The 22,009-nt window shown below is 63.1% G+C and carries 20 protein-coding genes and 2 tRNA genes; 11 read left to right on the top strand and 11 right to left on the bottom strand.

Translation table 11 applies throughout. The features are described from left to right. Positions 1-12: 12 nt before the first annotated feature. Positions 13-1,350 carry an FAD-binding oxidoreductase gene (locus ACDC66_RS02830; protein WP_376695169.1) on the bottom strand — a complete coding sequence of 446 codons (1,338 nt, stop codon included), beginning with the start codon at positions 1,348-1,350 and terminating at the stop codon, positions 13-15. A gap of 3 nt (positions 1,351-1,353) precedes the next feature. Continuing rightward, on the bottom strand, positions 1,354-2,484 hold the full coding sequence (cfa, locus tag ACDC66_RS02825; protein ID WP_376695168.1) for a cyclopropane fatty acyl phospholipid synthase: 1,131 nt from the start codon (positions 2,482-2,484) through the stop codon (positions 1,354-1,356). A gap of 135 nt (positions 2,485-2,619) precedes the next feature. On the opposite strand from cfa, the gene ACDC66_RS02820 reads away from it, so the two are divergent. Beyond that, positions 2,620-3,462 (top strand): mechanosensitive ion channel domain-containing protein, encoded by an 843-nt coding sequence (locus ACDC66_RS02820; protein ID WP_376695167.1) that lies wholly within the window; start codon positions 2,620-2,622, stop codon positions 3,460-3,462. On the opposite strand, the gene ACDC66_RS02815 is transcribed toward ACDC66_RS02820, so the two are convergent. Together ACDC66_RS02815 and ACDC66_RS02810 are read right to left on the bottom strand one after the other, a co-directional pair. After that, on the bottom strand, positions 3,459-4,343 hold the full coding sequence (locus ACDC66_RS02815; protein ID WP_376695166.1) for a universal stress protein: 885 nt from the start codon (positions 4,341-4,343) through the stop codon (positions 3,459-3,461). The genes ACDC66_RS02820 and ACDC66_RS02815 overlap by 4 nt on opposite strands. 12 nt (positions 4,344-4,355) lie before the next feature. Further along, a complete protein-coding gene (locus tag ACDC66_RS02810; RefSeq protein ID WP_376695165.1) occupies positions 4,356-5,837 on the bottom strand; it encodes a SulP family inorganic anion transporter in 1,482 nt (493 codons plus the stop codon). 250 nt (positions 5,838-6,087) lie between these two features. On the opposite strand from ACDC66_RS02810, the gene ACDC66_RS02805 reads away from it, so the two are divergent. The 3 genes from ACDC66_RS02805 to ACDC66_RS02795 all read left to right on the top strand — a co-directional run bounded on the left by ACDC66_RS02805 (position 6,088) and on the right by ACDC66_RS02795 (position 9,558). Further along, positions 6,088-7,062, top strand: coding sequence for an NADPH:quinone oxidoreductase family protein (locus ACDC66_RS02805; RefSeq protein ID WP_376695164.1), 975 nt, complete (start codon positions 6,088-6,090; stop codon positions 7,060-7,062). Between the two features lie 82 nt (positions 7,063-7,144). Continuing rightward, the gene (locus tag ACDC66_RS02800) at positions 7,145-8,974 is read left to right on the top strand and encodes a DUF885 domain-containing protein (protein ID WP_376695163.1); all 1,830 of its coding nucleotides are present in this window, start codon (positions 7,145-7,147) and stop codon (positions 8,972-8,974) included. A 101-nt stretch (positions 8,975-9,075) separates the two neighbouring features. Beyond that, entirely contained in the window at positions 9,076-9,558 is a 483-nt protein-coding gene (locus ACDC66_RS02795) for a DUF427 domain-containing protein (protein ID WP_376695162.1), read from the top strand. A gap of 69 nt (positions 9,559-9,627) precedes the next feature. Here ACDC66_RS02795 and ACDC66_RS02790 read toward each other — a convergent pair whose 3' ends face one another. After that, entirely contained in the window at positions 9,628-10,323 is a 696-nt protein-coding gene (locus tag ACDC66_RS02790; RefSeq protein WP_376695161.1) for an alpha/beta fold hydrolase, read from the bottom strand. A gap of 162 nt (positions 10,324-10,485) precedes the next feature. Between ACDC66_RS02790 and ACDC66_RS02785 the strand changes: the two genes are divergently transcribed. The 6 genes from ACDC66_RS02785 (at position 10,486) to ACDC66_RS02760 (ending at position 14,661) form a co-directional block, all read left to right on the top strand. Then, positions 10,486-10,782 carry a hypothetical protein gene (locus ACDC66_RS02785; protein ID WP_376695160.1) on the top strand — a complete coding sequence of 99 codons (297 nt, stop codon included), beginning with the start codon at positions 10,486-10,488 and terminating at the stop codon, positions 10,780-10,782. A gap of 25 nt (positions 10,783-10,807) precedes the next feature. Next, the gene (locus tag ACDC66_RS02780; RefSeq protein WP_376695159.1) at positions 10,808-11,158 is read left to right on the top strand and encodes a sodium:solute symporter family transporter; all 351 of its coding nucleotides are present in this window, start codon (positions 10,808-10,810) and stop codon (positions 11,156-11,158) included. A gap of 23 nt (positions 11,159-11,181) precedes the next feature. Beyond that, the gene (locus ACDC66_RS02775) at positions 11,182-11,349 is read left to right on the top strand and encodes a hypothetical protein (protein ID WP_376695158.1); all 168 of its coding nucleotides are present in this window, start codon (positions 11,182-11,184) and stop codon (positions 11,347-11,349) included. Positions 11,350-11,464: 115 nt separating this feature from the next. Then, positions 11,465-12,709 carry an efflux RND transporter periplasmic adaptor subunit gene (locus ACDC66_RS02770; protein WP_376695157.1) on the top strand — a complete coding sequence of 415 codons (1,245 nt, stop codon included), beginning with the start codon at positions 11,465-11,467 and terminating at the stop codon, positions 12,707-12,709. Positions 12,710-12,772: 63 nt separating this feature from the next. Next, on the top strand, positions 12,773-13,456 hold the full coding sequence (locus ACDC66_RS02765) for an ABC transporter ATP-binding protein (protein WP_459117381.1): 684 nt from the start codon (positions 12,773-12,775) through the stop codon (positions 13,454-13,456). Continuing rightward, positions 13,453-14,661: an ABC transporter permease gene (locus ACDC66_RS02760; protein ID WP_376695155.1), complete on the top strand. Its 1,209-nt coding sequence runs from the start codon at positions 13,453-13,455 to the stop codon at positions 14,659-14,661. Before ACDC66_RS02765 ends, ACDC66_RS02760 begins: the two co-directional genes overlap by 4 nt. 476 nt (positions 14,662-15,137) lie before the next feature. Here ACDC66_RS02760 and ACDC66_RS02755 read toward each other — a convergent pair. The 6 genes from ACDC66_RS02755 to grpE form a co-directional block, all read right to left on the bottom strand. Beyond that, a tRNA-Glu gene (locus ACDC66_RS02755) sits at positions 15,138-15,213 on the bottom strand. Positions 15,214-15,248: 35 nt separating this feature from the next. Further along, positions 15,249-15,324, bottom strand: a tRNA-Ala gene (locus ACDC66_RS02750). 39 nt (positions 15,325-15,363) lie between these two features. Beyond that, a complete protein-coding gene (dapB, locus tag ACDC66_RS02745; protein WP_376695154.1) occupies positions 15,364-16,119 on the bottom strand; it encodes a 4-hydroxy-tetrahydrodipicolinate reductase in 756 nt (251 codons plus the stop codon). A gap of 91 nt (positions 16,120-16,210) precedes the next feature. Next, complete coding sequence (dnaJ, locus tag ACDC66_RS02740) at positions 16,211-17,341, bottom strand: molecular chaperone DnaJ (RefSeq protein WP_376695153.1); 1,131 nt, start codon at positions 17,339-17,341, stop codon at positions 16,211-16,213. A gap of 117 nt (positions 17,342-17,458) precedes the next feature. Continuing rightward, positions 17,459-19,393 (bottom strand): molecular chaperone DnaK, encoded by a 1,935-nt coding sequence (gene dnaK, locus ACDC66_RS02735; RefSeq protein WP_376695152.1) that lies wholly within the window; start codon positions 19,391-19,393, stop codon positions 17,459-17,461. A 114-nt stretch (positions 19,394-19,507) separates the two neighbouring features. Continuing rightward, positions 19,508-20,083: a nucleotide exchange factor GrpE gene (grpE, locus tag ACDC66_RS02730; protein WP_376695151.1), complete on the bottom strand. Its 576-nt coding sequence runs from the start codon at positions 20,081-20,083 to the stop codon at positions 19,508-19,510. A 133-nt stretch (positions 20,084-20,216) separates the two neighbouring features. On the opposite strand from grpE, the gene recN reads away from it, so the two are divergent. After that, on the top strand, positions 20,217-21,878 hold the full coding sequence (gene recN, locus ACDC66_RS02725) for a DNA repair protein RecN (RefSeq protein WP_376695150.1): 1,662 nt from the start codon (positions 20,217-20,219) through the stop codon (positions 21,876-21,878). Positions 21,879-22,009: the final 131 nt, after the last annotated feature.

Genomic DNA, 22,009 nt, shown 5'->3' with positions numbered 1-22,009 from the left:
AATTACACGCAATCAGCGCTGCCGCACCGCCTTTTCAAACAGCCCGGGGAAGCGGCCGTTCGGATCGCATTCGTGCTTGAGTGCTTCGTAGGTGTCGCGATCGTATTCCTGCCAGAAGCGCGTCTCGTCGTAGGTGCTGCGCGAGTACAAGCTTTTCTTGCCGCCGTGTTTCGCGACCAGTTCCTCGACCACGGCGTTGTAGTGCCCGTCGGGCTCGCTCGATCGGACCATGTCCCAGAATCCGAAGTTGATGTAGTGCGTATCGGTGCGCAGTTCGAACAGCGAGAACCGGCCGTCGGGGACGACGAAGGGGCAGATCCAGACGGGGCGAATTCCGATCTGTTCCTCGAAATCGGCGAGAAATGCAGCGGCATTGTCGATCGGAATGTCGACGTCCTGTATCACGGATTCGGTGCGTGGGCGCAAATACTGGAGCATATTCAGCGGCCAGTGATGGCTGGCGCGCATGATCTTCTGGTAGGTGATGCTATTGAGTCGCTTGCGCCCCATGAGGAAGCGAAACGGTTTGAATTGCATGCCAAGATTCTTGCTGCACCAGAACCAGTCGGTATCCCAGCGCCAGAGGTAATCGTGGATGCTCAGGTAGTCTTCCTGTCGTTCGTGCAGGCTCTTCCAGTACTGCTGCAGCCAGGTGTAATCACTGGTCCCGGTACCCGCGGGCAGCGAGTCGACAAAATGCGCTTTGGTCAGCACGTACTCACCCGGCGCGAAGTACACGCCGTCGAGATAGGCGCAGGTTGGTTCACTGCATTCCTGTCTGATTGCAGCGAACAGCTGTTCAGGATCGCTGTAGCTGAGGTGTTCAAGCCTCACGTACGGCTTGACGGGAATCAGCCCGACTCGAAGCCGCGTCGAATAGCCCAGGCTGCCGTACGAATTGGGAAAACCGAAGAACAGTTCCGGGTGCTGCTGCGGCGAGCAGGTCAGCACACGGCCGTCGGCGACCAGAACGTCCATCTCGTGGACGGTGTGATGCACCAGACCATAGCGGAACGCGCTCGACTCGATACCCAGGCCGGTCATCGCGCCGCCGACGGTGATGCTTTTCAGCTCCGGAACGATCGCGGGGGCAAAACCATGCGGCAGGGTGGCGTCGACCAGGTCGACATAGGGCGTCATGCCTTCGACCTCGGCCACGCCCGCCTCGGTATCAATCTCGATAACGTGGTTCAGTGAGGTGACATCGAGTTCGGTGCGCCCGGCATCCTCGCGAGGGCGGAACAAATTGCTCGTGCGTTTGAGCAGGCGCACCGCCCCTTCGGATTCAGTGATTGCTTCGGCCAGCGCCTCGACGCGCCAGCGATGCGCAGCCCAGTTCGCCTCGCTCATGATTCAGCGTACCGGCACATAGCGGGGTACATCGCCCTGGCTGAACACCATTTGCCACAGATTCAGGCCGCGCGCCCGGAACCCGCCAGCAGAGGAGTTCAGGTAGTAGCGCCACATGCGGTAGAAACGCTCATCGAGCCCTTCACTGACCTTGAGCTCCGGCCAGGCTGCGAGAAAGTTCGCTTCCCAGGCCATCAGCGTACGGTCGTAGTCCGGACCGAAATTGTGCCAGTCCTCGAGCACGAACAGGCCTTCCTTGGCATGGGTGAGCTGCGCCTCCGAGGGAATCACGCCGCCGGGAAAGATGTACCTGGTGATCCAGGGGTCGGCGGTCGTGCGGCTATCGTTGCCGCCGATGGTATGGACCAGGGCCAGACCACCGGCCTTCAGCCTCGACTTGGCCAGTTCGAAAAACCCACGATAGTTCTTCGGCCCCACATGCTCCATCAATCCGATGCTGACCACCCGGTCGAACTCGGTGGCGTCGCGTGCCGCCTCGCGATAGTCCTGCAGCCGTATATCGACGGGCAGGCCCTGGCAGATTTGCCGCGCATAGCCGACCTGCTGGCGGCTGATGTTGTAGCTGACCACCTCGCAATCGTGTTCGGCGGCGAGGTAGCGGGCCAGTTCACCGAACCCTCCGCCGAGTTCGAGCACACGCATGCCGGGCTCGAGATGCAGCTTGCGGGCAACCAGGGCGAGCTTGGCACGCTGCGCTTCGTCGAGCGTGGTTTCCTCTCCTTCGCGCCCGTAGTAGGCGCAGGTGTACTGCATGGTCGGGCCCAGCATGGCCTCGTAGAGGTGATTGGAAAGATCGTAATGCTGTTCGGCGACCTGCTTCGAGCGCCGGCGGCTCTGACGGTTGCCGAGCCGGCTCAGCAAGATCTGATAAAGCATCGGCAGACTGCGGAGCTTGCGGTCGATCCGCGCACCCTGGATACGCGTGAAGAACTCGTCGAACTGCTCAACATCCCACCAGCCGTCCATGTAGGACTCGCCGGCCCCCAGTGAGCCTTCGGCAAGCACGCGCCGATAGAGCCGCTCGTCGTGCACCTGGAGATCCCAGGGCCGATCACCGTTGATCTCGATGCCGGCGGCCCCGAGCAATTCTGCCACTTTGCGTTTCGCTGACACGATTGAGTTCGCTCTGGAAGTCGGTTGCGTTACATCCCCATCGAAAGATTAGTCGCCTCTTGCCGACCGGGTCAAGAAGCATTCAGCGGCCTTGCACTGTTATTCTCTGACTTTGTCCTGGAATGAAGAGCCCATATGGACTGGCTGCCGAACTTCTCGATACCGGATTCCGCCTTCAGCCTGATCATCAGCACCGCCATTCTCGTCTTCGCGATCGCCGTTGTGCGAGGCCTGACGGCTCGCTACATCCGCCACAATGTCGCGGCCGCAGAGTTGCGCCGCAAGTGGCTGGTCAATTCACGCAACGGGCTCTTGCTGCTTCTGCTCCTGGGCCTTGTGTTGATCTGGGGCAACGAGCTTCGCACCCTGGCGCTTTCGATCGTCGCCATCGCCATCGCATTCGTGGTGGCCACCAAGGAGCTCATTCTTTGCCTGACGGGGTCCCTGCTCAAGAGTGGTTCGAGCGCATTCAGCCTGGGCGACCGCATCCAGGTGAAGGACTTTCGGGGTGACGTCATCGACCACAGCCTGCTGGCCACGACCATTCTCGAGGTCGGTCCGGGCAATTCGATGCACCAGCGCACGGGCCGGAAAATCGTTCTGCCGAATGCGCTTTTCGTATCCGAACCGATCGTCAACGAGAGCTTTACCGAGAAGTACGGCTTTCATATCTTGTCCATTCCCTTCAAGCGCGAAGACGACTGGAATGCCGCCCGCCAGGCGCTCATCGAGGCGGCCGAGCGACACTGTGCGCCCTTCATCAACGAGGTGCGCATGCACATGAGCCGGGTCAGCGAACTGCGGGGACTGGGGCTGCCGCCCGTCGAACCGCGCGTCACGATCCATGCGCCGAATGCAACGGAAGTGCAGCTGGTCGTTCGCCTTCCCGTCCCGGCCGGACAGCGAAGCACCGTGGAGCAGGCGATTCTTGACGAGGTGCTGTCCGGAAAGGATTACTCCGCCGCGGGTAAGCCCTAACGTAGCAGCAGGACCGGAATGGTGCAGCTGCGCAGAACGGCCGTAGTCGTGCTGCCCACGATCAGGTGACGGATACGAGAATGACCGTAGGCGCCCATGACCAGCAGATCGATATCCAATTGCCCGACCTGGGTGCTGATGACCTGCTCGGAATCACCGGGCTGAACAATGATTTGCGGCGCAAAGCCCGCCGCCTCCAGTTCCTGCCGCGCCCAGTCCAGGCCCTTTCGCAGCTTGCCGTCTTCGCTGCCGGCAGCGATCAGGTGGCAGTCCAGGCCCTTCAGCAGCGGACTCATGCTGACCATCTCGACACATTTCCGGGTGGTAGCGCTGCCATCGAATGCGATCGCGAAACGCTTTATGGGGCGAAACTTGCGCGAAGTCACCAGCAGCGGCCGATTAACGCCGCGAACGGTGCGCTCGAGATTGGCGCCCAGGTGGCCCTTGTTGAAATCGACCGACTCGCCGCGTTTTCCGATAACGAAAAGGCGGACATCGTCTTCCAGCTCGGTGGCCGTCTCGACAAGCGTGCCGTGGCGCTGGAGGCTCTCGGGATTGATGGCGCCGGCTGCAACCGCACGCTGCGCGGCGCGCTCGAGCAAGGCGCGCCCCTGGCGCAGGGCAACACGCGAGCGCTGGGCATCGAGCTCGGCCAGCTCCTCGAGTAACGCGGACTGTGTATCGATGCCGATGTTGCCGCTGTAGTCGGCCGTCGGCGAGTGGGCCGTCTCCCGATCAAGTACATGCAGGCACACGAGACCTGAATCCAGCCGCACGGATGCCCAGGCTGCATGGTCGATCACCGAGTCTGCGTAGATCGAGGCGTCGAGACAGGCCATGACCTTGCCGTCGACGGGGATGGTGTAAGCAGTCTTGTTCATTGCGCAGTCTCCTCAGTGACCCAGCAGCTTTTCGGCATCGGGCTTGTCATGTACGCCCAGTCGATCGACCAGCGTTCGGCTGGCTTCATCCATACCGACCACCTCGACCTCCACGCCTTCACGCCGGAACTTGAGTATGGCGCGGTCCAACGCTCCGACGGCGCTCAGGTCCCAGAAATGAGCACCCGAGACATCGATACGAACCCGCTCGATCACTTCGCGGAAATCGAAGGCCGCGAGAAATTCGCCGGCCGAGGCAAAAAAGACCTGCCCCGTCACGGTATAACGCCGGGTCAGGCCCTCGTCTTCCAGGTGCTTGCCGACGACCAGCACCTGGCTCACCTTGCGGGCAAAGCCCAGCGCCGAGAGCAACACGCCGGTCAGCACGCCCTTGGCCAGGTCATGCGTGAAGACGGTGACCACCACGGTGCCGATCATCACGAGGCTCGAAGTCTTGGGATGGTGTCCCAGGTTGGCAATCGAATGCCAGCTGAAAGTACCGACGGCGACCATGATCATCACCGCCACCAGGGCCGCCATGGGAATCATGCCGACGTAATCGCCCAGGAAGACGATCATCAGCAGCAGGAACACGCCGGCGGCCAGGCTGGACAGGCGCCCCCTGCCCCCGGACTTCACGTTGATCACCGACTGCCCGATCATGGCGCAGCCGGCCATGCCGCCGAAAAAGCCCGAAACCATGTTGGCGATGCCCTGCCCCCGCGCTTCGCGGTGCTTGTTGCTGGGCGTATCGGTGAGGTCGTCGACGATCTGCGCGGTCAGGAACGATTCCAGCAGGCCAACGATCGTCATCGTGATCGCCACCGGCAGGATGATCATCAGGGTCTCGAACGTCCAGGGGATGTTCGGCAACAGGAAGGTTGGCAGGGCGTCGGGCAGCTCGCCCTTGTCGCCAACCGTGGGCACCTGGATTCCGAAAGCGACCGCAAGGACCGTCAACAGCACGATGGCGATCAACGGCGACGGGACGGCGCGGGTCACCAGGGGCAGGCCATAGATGATGAGCAAACCGACGGCAACCATGGGATAGACGGCCACCGGCACATCGATCAACTCGGGCAGTTGGGCAAGGAAGATGAGAATGGCCAGCGCGTTGACGAAGCCGGTGACCACCGATCGGGAGACGAAACGCATCAGGTCGGCCAGCTTCAGGTAACCGGCGACGATCTGCAGCAGCCCCGTGAGAACGGTGGCGGCAAGCAGGTATTCCAGTCCGTGCTCGCGCACGAGCGTGACCATCAGCAAGGCCATGGCGCCCGTGGCCGCGGAAATCATGCCCGGTCTGCCGCCGGTAAAGGCGATCGTCACGGCAATACAGAACGACGCATACAGACCGACCCTCGGATCGAGACCGGCGATCAGGGAGAAGGCGATGGCCTCCGGAATCAGCGCCAGCGCGACAACCAGGCCTGCCAGTACGTCGCCGCGAAGATTGGAAAGCCAGTCGCGACGGATGGCGTGGAGGAGATTCATTCAGCAATACCTTGTCGGCCCGGACGCGACGGTCGGGCCGTTCTCGAGAATCAGGGGGTCGAATCGGGGATGCGTAGCCGGGTTGAGCCGAAACCCACCCTGGATGGACCGCGATCGAAGCGGCGTGCATTGTATACCAGCATGGCGCTTGGCGAATGGAAATACGTTCGTCACTTCACGAAGCGGCTGGCAGCGGCGGCGGCCACTCGTGGATAATGACGCCCGTTCTTCAGACATCAGGGAGCAGTCCATGCGTGCCATCCAGGTCAGCGAATTCGGCGATCCGTCCGGTATCCGGGTCAGTGAGATCGACGAGCCCGGAGCCCCCGGGCCGGGTGAAGTCAGGCTCTATGTCAGCGGCATTGGCGTGGGCTTCTTCGATGGGCTGCTGATTCGGGGCGACTACCAACTCCGCCCCGACCTGCCCTTCGTGCCCGGCAGTTCCCTGGCCGGTGTGGTCGAGTCGGTCGGCGATGGCGTCACCCATCTCAAGGCTGGAGATCCGGTGGCCGCCTTCGCGCTGCACGGCGGCATGGCCGAGCGGATCGTCTTGCCGGCCAGCTCTTGCGCGCCTTTGCCGGCAGGTATCCAGCCCATCGACGCGGCCAATTTCTTCATTTCCTGGGCGACCAGCCTGTACGGGCTGCGCGAGATCGGCAACGTTCGCGAAGGCGAGACCGTTCTGGTTCTCGGGGCCTCCGGCAGCACGGGCACCACCGCTATCCAATGCGCGAAAGCGCTGGGCGCGAGGGTCATTGCCTGCGCCTCGAGCGAGGCCAAGCGCCAGCACTGCCTCGACCACGGCGCGGATCTCGTCGTCGACTATACCCGCGAAGGCTGGCGTGACGAGGTCAAGGCGGCGACGGACAAGCGCGGCGTTGATGCCGTCTACGATCCGGTCGGCGGCGAGATGTCCGAGTCCGCCCTGCGCCTGATGGCACCCGGCGGCCGCTTCCTGGTTGTGGGCTTCGTCACCGGCATCGCGAAGATCCCCATGAACCTGCCGCTGCTCAAGCGCTGCAGCATTCACGGGGTCAACTGGGGCGGGACGGTCATGGCCGATCCGAGCGTCGTGCCGCCGGTGATCAAGACCCTGGCTGAATGGACACTCGCCGGCGCCATCGATCCGGCGCCGACCCAAAGCTACTCGCTGGAAGAGGCCGGCGAGGCTTTTGCCGCGCTGTTTGGCCGGCAATCGACGGGGAGTCTCGTCGTAACGCTCTGAAGGCCACCATGACTTCTGGCAGTCGTGCGCGCCCCAAGCTGGGCGCTAACCTGCTGCGTGCACATCCAACGGACCGAAACCGATGTTTAAGAAGTTTCTCAAGTGGGGCAGTGTCAGTCTCGCCGTCCTGATCCTGGCCGGCAGCCTGCTGTTTATCAATTTCTGGTACTTCAAGCCGCTGTCGATCGACTGGTTCTACACCCGGGCATTCCTGAAGTTCAGCCTGCAGCAGCCGGAAATGCTGACCTCGCTGCGGATTCTCGACCAGTTCGGGATTCGCGGTCACAATGCGGAACTGAGCGATTCCTCGCCCGAAGCCAACGAGGACATGCTGGCCTATTGGCGCGAGCAGCACGAGACCTTCAAGCGCTATGACCGCTCCGACTACGAGGGCCAGGACCTGCTGTCCTACGATGTGTTCGACTTCTTCATGTCGAACCAGATCGCCGAGGCCGACCGCTGGCGTTTCCACAACTTTCCGGTCAACCAGATGTTCGGCGTGCAGAGCAACCTGCCCGACTTCATGGTGCAGCAGCACGTCATCGAGGATGAGCTCGGTGCCGAGCACTACATCGCCCGCCTGAACGAGTTCGACGAGAAATTCGATGGCGTGCTGGAAGGGCTCAGGGTGCGCGAAGAGCGCGGCATCCTGCCGCCTTCGTTCGCCGTGACCAAGGTCATCGACCAAGTCGAGGGCTTTCTCGACAGCGCCCCCGAAGACCATCTCCTGGCGACGAACCTGGCCGAAAAGATGGCCGAAATCGACGAGTCCGAAATCGGCGGGCAGCGCCGCGAAGAGCTGCGCTCACAGGCGGTCGAGGCCATCGCGCAATCGGTCTATCCAGCCTACGAAAACCTGCTGGCCTACCTGCGCGAACTCGAGCCGAAAGCCGACAGCAACGGCGGCGTCTGGCGCCTGCCCGACGGCGATGCATTCTATCGACAGGCCATCCGGCAGCACACCACGACGGACATGAGCGCCGACGAGATTCACCAGATCGGCCTGGACGAAGTCGAGCGCATCGGCCGCGAGATGGACGCCATCCTGCGCGCCGAGGGCCTGACGGAAGGCAGCATCGGCGAGCGCGTCCAGCAGCTTTCAGAGCGGCCGAACCAGCTCTACCCCGACACCGACAAAGGCCGCGAGCAGATCCTGGCCGACTACCAGTCGATTCTCGACGAGATCGACCCGGCCATGGACGAGTACTTCAATCTGCGACCGGAATCCGGCGTTGAGGTCAAGCGAGTGCCGGAGTTTGCCGAGGAAACCTCGGCCGGCGCCTACTACCAGCGGCCGTCGCTGGACGGCGAGCGCCCCGGCGTGTTCTTCGCCAACCTGCGCGATGTCTCCGAGGTGCCGAAGTTCAGCATGCGCACGCTGGCCTATCACGAGGGCATCCCCGGCCACCATTTCCAGATTGCCATCACGCAGGAGCTCGACGGCATTCCGATGTTTCGTCGCCTCATCCCCTTCACGGCCTACTCCGAGGGTTGGGCGCTGTATACCGAGCAACTGGCCTGGGAGATCGGCTTCCAGGACGACCCGCTCGACAACCTGGGCCGACTCCAGGCCGAGATGTTCCGCGCCGTGCGCCTGGTGGTCGACACCGGCCTGCACCACAAGCGCTGGAACCGCGAGGAAGCCATCGACTACATGCTCGAACACACCGGCATGGGCCAGAAGGACGTCACCGCAGAGATCGAGCGCTACCTGGTCATGCCCGGCCAGGCGCTGTCGTACAAGGTGGGCATGATGAAGATTCTCGAACTGCGCGAGCGCGCCCGCCGCGAACTGGGCGATGACTTCAGTCTTCCCGAGTTCCACGACCAGATCCTGGGCCACGGCGCGCTGCCGCTGACGCTGCTCGAACAAGTGGTCAACGACTGGATCGAAGACAAGCGCACCGCCTGAACCGCTTCCCCACCTGAACCGGGTGGCCATGCCGCCTTCCACCGGGAGGCGGCATTTTTCTTCACGCCTCCGGTGAGACACTGGATTACCGACCACCGGCAATGCACACGAGCGTGAACCCGATAGCCACCGAATCCGTCTGGGACTACCCGCGACCACCTCGAATCGAAGCTGTCGACTGGCCCTTGCGCGTGGAACACGAAGGTCGGGTACTGGCCGAAACCACCCTAGGGGTGAGAATCCTCGAGACCTCGCACCCGCCCTGCTTCTACTTTCCGCCCGATGACGTCGATTTCGAGAGGCTCGAACCCAGCCAGACACGCACCTTCTGCGAATGGAAGGGGCAAGCCCGGTATTGGCACCTGAGGACGAACAAGGGATGGATCGAAGATGTCGCCTGGGCCTATCCCGACCCGACCGATCCGACCATCAAGGACTTCGTATCGTTCTACGCGGGGCGGGTGGACGCCTGCTACGTTGCCGGCGAACGGGTTCAGGCCCAACAAGGCGATTTCTATGGCGGCTGGATCCTGTCCTGGGTCAAGGGGCCATTCAAGGGCGGTGCAGGCACCCGCGGCTGGTAGACGCCGGAACCGGCCACCTGGCGATGCCGGCCGGTCCGTCTTCGGAACCGGTCCGGCACCGGATCAGGATCAGTCGATCAGGTCCACCTGGAACGAGGCTGTATAGGCCTGAAGCCCGAAGTGACCATAGGAGAAACTGTAGGTGGCGTCCTCGCCGCGGATACGCGAACTGTGGATGCCGCCAACCGTGCACACGCCGGTGGAGCAGACCACCTGATCGCTCCAGGACTTGATCGAATAGACGTTGTTGCCCAGCGGTTTGCCGTCGAGCCAGTCCAGGAACGGACTGCTGACCGACAGCCCCCAGTATCCGCAGGTGCTGTTCCAGACGTTCCAGGGATAGGTGCCGCAGGACCACAGCCCGCGGAACGCACCGGCCACACCAACGAAGGTATCGACATCCCCGACCAGTCCGTAGTCGGCGATCTGCTTGGCCGCCAGGGTGGCGCCCATGGAATGACCGATCACGTCGATCTCTCCCGTGCAGGACACCGCCAGCGCCTCCACGATGGCATCGACCACCGGCTCCTCCTCGCTGCCGTTGTGATTATTACAGGCCGCGCAGGACTTGCTGCCCCAGTCGGGGCGCTGAATTTCCCCCGCGCTGTATCCCCGGTTCAGCAATTCGTTGTATGTATTGCTCCAGTCGGACGGATCACCAGTATTGCCGTGAACCAGAACGACCGCGTCGTTGCAGGCATGTGCATGAATTGCGGCAAACAACAGTGCAGCAATCGGTATCTTGCTAATAATTGAGTTCAGCATTTTCCCTCTCATCCTGGCAGCTGTCACCCAATCTTGAACGCTGCACTACGCCACGGGCAATTGGACGAAAGGGAAGATGCCAGAGCGGCCGGCGCGCGAACGGCCGCGAGCGTGTGAGCTGAAAGAATCGGCCTTGTCTCACTTCTGACTCGGGAACTTCGAATGCCCAATCTTCAGGTCATCCTCCTTGCGCTGAATTTCGTTGTCATCATCGGTGTCGGCGTCTATGCCACGCGATACATCGACGACACCACGGATTTTCTTCTCGTCGGGCGCCGATTGGGCCTGCTGCTGGCCACCGCCACGCTGTGCGCGACGCATTTCGGCGGCGGCTTCGTGATGGGCTCTGGGGAATGGGGTTTCGATTACGGCCTGACGGGCATTGCCTACGCCGCCGCCGGGGTCGGGCTGTCGCTGGTCGTGCTTCGCCTGGTCGCCGCGCGCCCTGTTCGGGGATGAAATCGAGGCGGCGCAGGCCATTCCGATGCTAATTTCCGAAGTGATGCCGGACTTCGCCGCCGCAATCGTGGTCGCGGCGATCATCGGCGCCATCATGTCGACCGCCGACTCCCTGCTGATGGCCGGCACCTCGCATGTCACCAACGACATCTACATCAAACTGATCCGCCCGGACCTGGAGATGAACAGCCGGCAGCTTTTGTGCCTGTCGAGAGTGGTCACTGTCGTCATCGGAGCACTGGCGCTTTGGATGGCGCTGGCCTTCGAGGCCACCATCGACCTGCTACTGATGTCCTACACCCTTTACGCGGCCGGCGTTTTCGTGCCCCTGGTACTCGGCCTGTACTGGCGACGCGGCAACGCCGCCGCGCCGTAGCCGGAATCGTCGGCGGCTCGGGCGTGGGCATTGCCGCCGAGCTGGTCTGGATCAATCTTGCCCGGCTACCCATCGTCGGCGCCTTCCCGGTTATCGTCACCGGCGCGCTGGCCTCACTTCTGCTCTACGTTCTCGTCTCGTTGATGACGCCTCCGGACCCTCGCGACCCGGCCCTGGATGACCCGAGCTGATCGCCGGGCAGGTATATACTCGGACATTCAGGCATTGGCGCGCTGAAACCGGCCGGCTCGGGTGGTCACGATCCCGAGTACGAGACCCTCACGAAGCATCTCATTGGAGCCAGGTATGAACCTGTCGAACGAACCGGCGCCCGACGACATGGCCGAAGAGGTCCGCTCGGCAATCCGTTCGGATCAACGTCGTGGCCGGCTCGGCAAGCTGCTCTGGATCCTGGCCGGCGGCGTCTTCCTGGTATTGATCACTTGGTGGCTATGGCCGCGCGAGGAACCGATCGAATGGCAGGTTGAACTCGTCGATCGCGGCGACATGGTGCTCACGGCAACCGCCACGGGCAACCTCGAGCCGCGTCGGGAGATCACGGTCGGCGCCGAAATCTCCGGGTTGATTCGCCAAGTGAATGTCGGCGAAAACGACACCGTCGCCGTCGGCGACGTCCTTGCACGATTCGATACCGAGGAACTCGAGGTGAGCCTGGCGCAGGCGCAAGCGCGGCTGGCGCTGGCAAGAGCCTCGGTGGCAGAAGCAGAGGCCACGTTGGAGGAATCCCGGGCCAACGAGCGGCGACTGGCCAACCTGGTCGAGCGCAGTGTGGCCTCGCGCGCGGAGCTGGACGCGGCCAGTGCCGCGGTCAAGCGAGCAGCGGCCCGGATCGACTCGACGGAGGCTTCGGTCCGCGAGGCCGAGGCCTCGGTTTCAGCCACCCGTACTCGCCTGGACAAGGCCGTCATTACCTCCCCGATCAACGGCGTCGTTCTCAAACGCGACGTCGAACCCGGCAACACGGTCGCGGCCAGTTTCCAGGCGCCCGAACTTTTCGTCCTGGCCGAGGACCTGCGCGAAATGGAACTGCACGTCTCGGTCGATGAGGCGGACGTGGGCCTGATTAAAGCAGGCCAGCCGGCAAGTTTCACCGTCGACGCCTGGCCCGGTCGCGAGTTCGAGGCGCACGTGTTGCGGGTGTTCCTGTTCCCGAACATCGAAAGCAACGTGGTCACCTACACCACCGTGCTGGATGTAGACAACAGCGACGAAAGCCTTCTGCCGGGCATGACGGCCACGGCAACGATCACGACGGGAACCCGCGAGGACATCATCCGCATTCCCAACGCCGCGCTTCGATTCCAGCCGCCGGCAGACCAGGTCGGCGGCGGCATGCTTGCGGGGCCGCCGGGGATGACGCGCGGCGGTTCGGGTTCCGGCGGCAGTGCGATCTGGCTCCTGCGCAACGGCGAACCCGCGAGGGTTCCGGTGCGAACGGGACATACCGACGGCCTGTATACGGAAGTGCTCGGCCAGTCCGTATCGGCCGGCGACCGAATCGTCGTCGGGCTGGTTCGCCCGGACAGTTGAGCCGCACCGGCCGTGTCCAGTCCTGATCGTCCCGAGCGCAATCCTGCACCCACCGTGCTGCAGATGCGAGGTATCTACAAGCTCTACGGCCAGGGTGTCGCCGAGGTTCGTGCGCTCGACGGCGTTGATCTGGACATCACATCCGGCGAGTTCGTGGCCGTCATGGGCCCTAGCGGTTCGGGCAAGTCGACCTGCATGAACATCCTCGGCTGCCTCGATGTCCCCAGTGCCGGCGAGTACCTGTTTCGAGGCGTGGATACCGCCTCGCTCGACCGCGACGAACTGGCCCTGCTCAGACGCAAGTTCATGGGCTTTGTGTTCCAGAGCTTCAACCTGTTGCCGCGAACCAGCGCCCTGGCGAACGTGGAACTGCCCCTGGTCTACGAAAACGTCTCGCGCAAACGCCGAAAGCAGCTGGCCCTCGATGCGCTCAGGATCGTGGGCCTGGGGGATCGCGCCGACGCCAGGCCGAACCAGCTTTCCGGCGGCCAGCAGCAGCGCGTGGCCATTGCCCGTGCCCTGGTCACCGAACCGCCTTTCCTGCTGGCCGACGAGCCGACCGGTAATCTCGATACGCGCACGGCCGACGAGATCATGCACCGCCTGGTCGAACTCAGAGACGAGCGCGACCTGACCATCGTCATGGTCACGCACGAAACCGACATTGCCGCATACGCCGAGCGGGTGCTCTACTTCGTCGACGGGAGGATACAGCGCGACGGTCCTCCCGGGGAGGTGCTGGCTTGAACAGCGCCGACACACTGACCATGGCGGGCCAGGCCATTGCTCGCAACAAGCTTCGTTCCTTCCTGACCACACTGGGCATCATCATTGGCGTGGCCAGCGTCATCGCCATGGTCCACCTCGGCCAGTCAGCCACGAGATCGGTCGAGCAGCAGTTCGCCAATATCGGTTCGAACCTGCTGTTCGTGATGCCGGGCGTATCCCAGCACGGCCCGAGCGCGCTTCGTGTATCAGCCGAGCCCTTCGAGATTGAGGACGTGACCGCCATTCGTCGCGAAGTGCCCGGCATACTCGTCGCACCGGCCGTCTCGCGCAACGAAACGGTGGTCTTCGGCAATGCCAACCAGAACGTTCGCGTGGAGGGGAGCACCAATGAATACTTCACGGTGCGCAACCACCCGGTCACCCGCGGACGCGAGTTCGAACAAGCCGAGCTGAGTTCCGGAGCGGCCGTGTGCATCATCGGCACGACGGTCGTCGAAGAAATGTATCTCAATGCCGAACCCCTTGGATCCAGCCTGCGTGTCGGCCGGACGGCCTGCCGCGTGATCGGCGTTCTCGAACAGCGAGGGCTGTCCATGGGTCAAGATCGCGACGAGGTCATCGTCATGCCGATCAAGGCCGTGCAGCGACGCCTGGCGGGCAATCTGGACGTCAACACCGTCTACATTTCCGCGCTGCAGGACGGCACCAGCGCACGCGTGAAAAGCGATGTCGAATCCCTGATGCGACAACGCAGGCGCATCGTCCCGGGCGAGGAGGACGATTTCTATGTCCGCGACACGCAGGACATCATGGATGCACTTTCTGAAACCACGGCGACCATGACGCTGCTTCTGGGCGGGATTGCCGCCGTCAGCCTGCTGGTCGGCGGCATCGGCATCATGAACATCATGCTGGTGTCGGTCACCGAAAGAACACGGGAGATCGGCATCCGCCTGGCCATAGGAGCCCGTTCCCGCGACGTGCTGCAACAGTTCCTGGTCGAGTCGGTCGTGCTGGCAACGCTCGGCGGCGTCATCGGCGTGCTGCTCGGCATGGCCGGCACTTGGCTGATGACCCGGCAATTCAATATGCCCTTCGTCGCCTCGCCCGGCGTGATCGTGCTCGGTTTTACCTTCTCGATGACGATCGGAGTTGTATTCGGCTACTTTCCGGCTCGCAAGGCGGCGCATCTCAATCCGATCGATGCGCTGCGGCATGAGTGACGCCCTGGGATAGAAAAGGCCCCGCGCGTTGGCGGGGGCATGCTTCAAACTCAAGTGGCGCGTTGTGGCCACGGCGGCCCGCCGCATTGAGCGGCAGGCGACCGTCACGGGGATGGCTGAAATGCTTCGCATTTCAGCTAGCTCGGGCCACTTTGTGGCCCTCGGTTCGAACCCTAAGGGGGTGGTCGAAAAGCCAGCTCGGAGGTTTTCGAGGCTGAATTCTGTGTACGGGGTTCATTATGGCCACGGCCACCCGCCGCATTGAGCGGCGTGCGGCCGTCACGGGGATTGCTGAAGCTTCGCTTCAGCGAGCTCGCTTCGCTCGGTTCGAACCTCAAGGGGGTGGCCGAAAGGATTCGGGCTTCGAACAGGCAATCCAGGTATTCGAAGTCTTTTGGCTTCGAAGAGGTGGGTTCGATCCCATAGTGGGGATGCGACCAATAAAAAAGCCCGCGCTAGGCGGGCTTTTCTATTGGTGGCGTCCCCACGGGGATTCGAACCCCGGTCGCCGCCGTGAAAGGGCGGTGTCCTAGGCCTCTAGACGATGGGGACTGAAAACGTCTTGGAGATGCTTTCAGAAACCTTATTGGTGGAGCCAGGCGGGATCGAACCGCCGACCTCTACAATGCCATTGTAGCGCTCTCCCAGCTGAGCTATGGCCCCACAACAAGCCGGGCATTCTAGTCGAGGACTTGGAGGCTGTCAAACCTTTTTGTCCGTTCGGCTGGTCTCGAAAACCAACTCTGAAAAATCCAGCAGGCCCGTGGGTCGGTCGATGATTCTGCGTGCCGCCAGCAGCGCGCCTCGGGCGAAAACGCGTCGATCGCTGGACCGGTGTGACAGCTCGAGACGTTCGCCGTCTGCCAGGAAATAGACGGTGTGCTCACCGGCGACATCGCCGCCACGAATGGCCTGGAAGCCGATTTCGCCGGCCGGGCGCGACTGGCGACGCCCGCTCCGGTCGTACACGGCCCGCTCGGCCAATTCCTGGCCGCGGGCGGCGGCCACGGTCTCGCCGAGCAACAGGGCCGTGCCGGAGGGCGCATCCAGCTTCCGGCGGTGATGTGCTTCGAGAATCTCGATATCGAAGTCCTCGCCGAGGGCCCGCGCCGCCTGGTCGGCCAGCCTGACAAGCAGGTTGACACCAACGCTGAAATTGGCGGCCTGGCAAATGGCGATCTCCCTGGCGATCTCCCGGAGCTCATCCTTTAGCGCGGCGCCCAGGGCCGTGGTGCCGGTCACCAGCGGAATGCGTCGCCGGGCGGCAAAACGCGCAACGTGTTCGAGCAGGTCGGGATGGGAAAAATCGACGATGACGTCGGCTTGCACGTCCGGCTCGAAGAACTGAGCGCTGGTCGCCTCGCCGGCCAGCGTGAACCGATCATCGGACTCGATGACTTCGATGATGGTGCGACCCACCGCACCGGTGGCGCCGCTGACGAGAACTTGCAGACTCATGCTGGAAGGTTACCGCATTCGACGCAGGTGGTTCAGGTCGGTGCGAGATCCCGGCTCGCAGCTTGCGCAGCGGCCGGGATGACAAGGCCGATCAGAATCCCATGCGGTCGAAGAAACTCTTGACCTTGTCGGTCCAGCCGGTGGACTGCGGGCTTTGCTCGGGCTGGTCGTCAAGCGTGTCCTGGAGCTGCCTGAGCAGGTCTTTCTGCTCGCGCGAGAGATGGACCGGTGTTTCGACTTCGACGCGACAAAGCAGGTCGCCGGACGAACGTGATCGGACCGACTGCACACCCTTGCCACGCAGGCGGAAGACCTTGCCCGACTGCGTTTCGGGCGGAATCTTGAGCATGACCGAGCCGCCCAGCGTGGGCACCTTCATCTGGCCGCCCAGCGCCGCGGTGGTGATGGTAATCGGGACCTCGCAGAACAGGTCATCGCCGTCGCGCTGGAACAGCGGGTGCGGACGCACGTGGACGTCGACATAGAGATCGCCCGCGCCACCACCCTGGGCGCCGGCCCCGCCCTCGCCGCTCAGGCGAATACGATCGCCGGTGTCGACACCGGCCGGAATGCGGATCTGCAGCGTCTTGGTCTCGCGCACCTGGCCGGATCCGCTGCAGTCGCCGCAGGGGTCCTTGATGGTGCGGCCGCTGCCGCGGCAGGCCGGACAGGTCTGCTGCACCGAGAAAAAGCCCTGCTGCATGCGTACCTGCCCCTGCCCACCGCAGGTCGAGCACACGTTGAGCTGCCCGTCCTTCGAGCCGGTGCCGCTGCAAGTCTGGCATTCACCCAGGGTGGGGAGGCTGACCTCCTTCTCGATGCCGGCGACGGCTTCCTCGAGATCCAGCTCCAGGGTATAGCGCAGGTCCTGGCCACGGCGCGACGACTGCCCCTGACGCCGGCGCCCACCGCCGAAGATATCGCCGAAGATGTCACCGAAAATATCGTTGATGTCGCCAAAGCCGGCCTGCGGGCCGGCGCCGCCGCCCCCCATGCCGCCGTTGACACCGGCATGACCGAAACGGTCGTAGGCCGCCCGCTTCTGCTCGTCCTTGAGCACGTCGTGGGCTTCACGGACTTCCTTGAACTTGTTCTCGGCGTCGGGATCGTCCGGATTGCGGTCCGGATGATACTTGCGCGCCTTGCGCCGATAAGCCTTGCGGATCTCGTCGGTCGACGCTTCACGTGAGACGCCGAGGATGTCGTAGTAGTCAGCGGGCATTCTGATACGGTTAGCTTGTTGGCTGGTTTGCTTGTTGGCTGGTTGAATTGTTCGCCGGTCGACCGATTAGCGGTTTTGTTAACCAGCTAACCAGCCAACCAGCGAACGAGCCAACCCTCATTTCTTCTCGTCGTCGTCGACTTCGGTGAACTCGGCGTCGACCACTTCCTCGTCTTCGCCGGAGGCGGTTTCGCCGCCCTGTTCACCGGCAGCTTCCGCACCCTCTTCGGCCTGGGCCTTTTCGGCCGCGGCCTTGTAGAGCTCGGCGCCGGCCTGCTGCAGTTCGTTGACAGCCGACTCGATGGCCTCCTTGTCGTCGCCCTTCATGGCTTCGTCGACCTTGGCCAGGGCGTCCTCGATCTGCTTTTTGGTCGAATCGTCGAGGTTTTCGCCATTCTCCTCGAGACTGGTGCGGGTGGCGTGCGCCACGGCATCGGCGTTGTTGCGCACCGAGACCAGCTCATGGAATTTCTTGTCTTCCTCGCGATGAGCCTCGGCGTCCTGCACCATCTGGTCGATTTCTTCCTCGGACAGACCCGAACCGGCCTTGACCTCGACCTTCTGTTCACGACCGGTTGCCTGGTCCTTGGCGGACACATGCAGGATGCCGTTGGCGTCGATGTCGAAGGTGACCTCGATCTGCGGCACGCCCCTGGGAGCGGCCGGGATGCCGGTCAGGTCGAAGCGTGCCAGCGACTTGTTGGCCGAGGCCTGCTCGCGCTCACCCTGCAGCACGTGGACGGTCACCGCGGACTGGTTGTCCTCGGCGGTCGAGAACACCTGCGAGGCGCGCGTCGGAATGGTCGTGTTCTTTTCGATCAGCTTGGTGAACACGCCCCCGAGGGTTTCGATACCCAGCGACAGCGGCGTGACATCGAGAAGCAGCACGTCCTTGACGTCGCCGGACAATACACCGCCCTGGATGGCGGCACCCACGGCCACGGCCTCGTCGGGGTTGACGTCCTTGCGCGGCTCCTTGCCGAAGAAGTCGGTCACGGCCTTCTGCACCGCTGGCATGCGCGTCTGGCCACCGACAAGGATGACCTCGTCGATCTCGTCGACCTTCAGGCCTGCGTCGTTGAGTGCCGTGCGGCAGGGTTCGATCGAACGCTTGACCAGCTCCTCGACCAGCGACTCCAGCTTGGATCGCGTGACCTTGATGTTGAGGTGCTTGGGACCCGACTGGTCGGCCGTGATATACGGCAGGTTGATCTCGGTCTGCTGGGCCGAGGACAGCTCGATCTTGGCGCGCTCGGCGCCTTCGCGCAGGCGCTGCAGGGCGAGCGGATCGTTGTGCAGGTCAATGCCCTGCTCCTTCTTGAACTCGCCTGCAAGGTAGTCGATCAACCGGAAGTCGAAGTCTTCGCCGCCCAGGAAGGTATCGCCATTGGTGGCCAGCACTTCGAACTGCTTCTCGCCGTCGACATCCGCGATCTCGATGATGGAGATGTCGAACGTACCGCCGCCCAGGTCATAGACCGCGACCTTGCGATCACCGCCTTCCTTGTCGAGGCCGTAGGCCAGCGACGCGGCGGTCGGCTCGTTGATGATGCGCTTGACTTCGAGACCGGCGATCTTGCCGGCGTCCTTGGTCGCCTGGCGCTGCGAGTCGTTGAAGTAGGCCGGCACAGTGATGACCGCCTCGGTCACTTCCTCGCCCAGGTATTCCTCGGCGGTCTTTTTCATCTTCATCAGCACGCGCGCGGAAATTTCCGGCGGGGCCATTTTCTTGTCACCCACTTGCACCCAGGCGTCGCCATTGTCGGCCTCGATGATCTTGTAGGGGACGAGCTTGATGTCCTTCTGGACAACCTTCTCGTTGAACTTGCGGCCAATCAACCGCTTGACCGCGTAAAGCGTGCGGTCCGGGTTGGTCACGGCCTGGCGCTTGGCCGGCTGGCCGACCAGTACTTCATCGTCCTTGGTAAAGGCGACAACCGACGGCGTCGTGCGATCGCCTTCGGCGTTCTCGATAACGCGCGTCTTGCCGCCTTCCATGACGGCAACACAGGAATTAGTGGTTCCCAGGTCAATGCCGATAGTCTTGCTCATGGTATTTCAATCCTGTTCGATTCGTTTTGAAACTCGGTTGTACGAAAATGCACTTAAGAATGCTCTAGCCGTTTAGTGGGGCCCGGGGACGCCCATTTCAATCGCTGGGCCGGGTCAAGGCTCGCTGGCGACGATCACCCGCGCGGCGCGCAAAAGGCGGTCGTTGAGGCGATAGCCCTTCTGCAACACCATCAGCACGGTATCGGGCTTGGCCTCTTCGCTGGGCTGCATGCTCATCGCCTCGTGCCATTGCGGATCGAAGCGTTCTCCCTCCGGGTTGAGCACCTCCAGGCCGTGATCCTCGAGCGCCTTGAGTAACAGCTTGCGCGTCAGCTCCAGGCCCTCGCGCGCGGAGTTACCTTCGTCTGCATTCTCCAGGCCCTGCTCCAGCCCGTCGATGACCGGCAGCAGGTCGCGCATGATGGCCTCGTGCTGATAGCGGCGGGCCTTGTCCATGTCACGCTCGGCGCGCTTTTGCATGTTGTCCATATCGGCACGCGTGCGCAGCAGCGCCTCGCGAAGCTTTTCGACCTCACGCTCCAGATCACCTTCGCTGCCTCCATCCGATGTCGGCTGCGCGGACTCCGGCCCTGCGGTGTCTTCGGCCACGCCGTCGGCAGCCTCGGTCTGGCCGGCCTGTTCGTCAAATCGATCCTGCTCTGTTTCGGCCGATTCCTTGTTGTCTCCCATATCGGTTCGCCTTGGTCATGAACTTGTGATCCTGCGCGAAACAATGGGGGCCGCGGTCGGCCAATACAACCGGAGTTGTTCGAGGACGTTCTTGGTGCTAGCTTGTTGGGCTTCTGGCCCGACCGGAACCCGCATGCTTCGTCATCTAGCGATCCGCAATTTCGCCATCATCAGCGAAGTCGAAATCGACATCGAACCCGGCTTTACCGCCATCACCGGCGAAACGGGCGCGGGCAAATCCATCCTGGTCGATGCACTCGGCCTGCTGCTGGGCGACCGCGCCGAATCGAGCCTGATAGCCGAGGGGCAAAAACAGGCGGAACTGGAAGCGGTCTTCGCCCTCGACGCAGACGACCCGGCGCGCCGCTGGCTCGAGGAGCAGGCGCTAGACGAGGACGGCGAGTTGATCCTGCGCCGCGTACTCACGAACCCGAGCGGATCGCGCGCCTGGATCAACGGCCGTTCGGCCACTGTCGGCCAGCTGGCCGAGCTGGGCGAACTGCTCGTCGAGATTCACGGCCAGCATGAGCACCAACAGCTTGAAAAGGCGGTTGTCCAGCGGCGCCTGCTCGACCGACAGGTCGACGACAAATTCGTCCAGTCCGTCGACGGGGCTTATCAGCAGTGGCGGCAAGCCCGATCGGCAATCGACGAGATGGACGCGACCGCCGGCAACGCCGATCAACTCGATCTGTTGCGCTTCCAGGTGCGCGAGCTGTCGGACCTGGCGCTGGCCGAGGGGGAATTCGAGTCACTCGAGAAAGAGCAGGAGCGCCTGGCGCGCAGCGACGATGTACGCCTGGCCGTCACCAACGCCGACCATGCGCTCGACAGCGAGGAGGGCCCGGGCGCCCTGAGCCTGATCAACCAGGCCATTCATGCCCTGGACCCGGTGCGCGACCTGGAGCCCGAACTCGGGGAGACCGCCAGGATGCTGGAAGAGGCGCGCATCAATATCGACGAAGCCCGCACCGCCCTGGAGCGCGTGGGCAGCGAAGACGACGGAGATCCCGAACGGCTCCACACCGTCAACCAGCGGCTCGAAAAGGCGCTGGACCTGGCCCGCAAGCACCGCGTCCAGCCCGGCGAAGTACCGGCCCTGACGACGCGAATGACCGAACGGCTGGACTCGCTCGAAAACCAGGGCGAACGGCGGGAAGCCCTGGCACGGGAGCTCGAGCACTGCCTGCAGCAATGGCGAGAGGCAGCGGGCGAACTCAGTCGTGCACGAGACAAGGCGGCCGAAACGCTCTCTGGCCTGATTACCGAGCGCCTGGGCGATCTTGGCATGGATACGGCCAATTTCAGGTTCCGGGTCGAACCCGATGCCGAGGCAGCTCCCTCGGCCCACGGCATGGATCGCGTGATCATCGAGTTCAGCGCCAATCCCGGCCAGGCGCCGCAGCCGCTGGCGAAGGTTGCCTCCGGCGGCGAGCTCTCGCGCGTGGCGCTGGCACTGATGATCGCCACGGGTGGTCGGGAAGGTCCGAAAACACGCATTTTCGACGAAGTCGATGCCGGTGTCGGCGGGGAGACGGCTCACATCGTCGGACAGTTCCTGCGCGAGGCGGCCGGAACCGGCCAGGCGATGTGCGTTACACACCTCGCCCAGGTCGCCGCCTGCGCCGATCATCAGCTGCGGGTGCGCAAGGAAAAAGGCGAGGACGCCACGGCCCTGGCCGTCGAGTCACTCGACAGCAAACAACGTCAACGCGAAATTGCACGGATGTTGGGGAGCGCGGACTCGGAGAAGAGCCTGGCCCATGCGGAAGAATTGTTGGGCGTAGAAGAGTGAAGACTTAAGTGTGAAGTGTTAAGTGTGAAGTGTGGACTGCCCCCGGTTCAGTAGACACTCTCGGTTGACTCGCCAGTCAGCATGGCCTCATAGACTGCCGGTGGCAGATTGTTAGCCTGGCTGTGGCGACG

The organism is Wenzhouxiangella psychrophila (genome assembly GCF_042310375.1).
GTDB lineage: Bacteria > Pseudomonadota > Gammaproteobacteria > Xanthomonadales > Wenzhouxiangellaceae > Wenzhouxiangella.
Note: the sequence above shows the minus strand (reverse complement) of the source record. Positions and strands in the feature narration are given on the sequence as shown.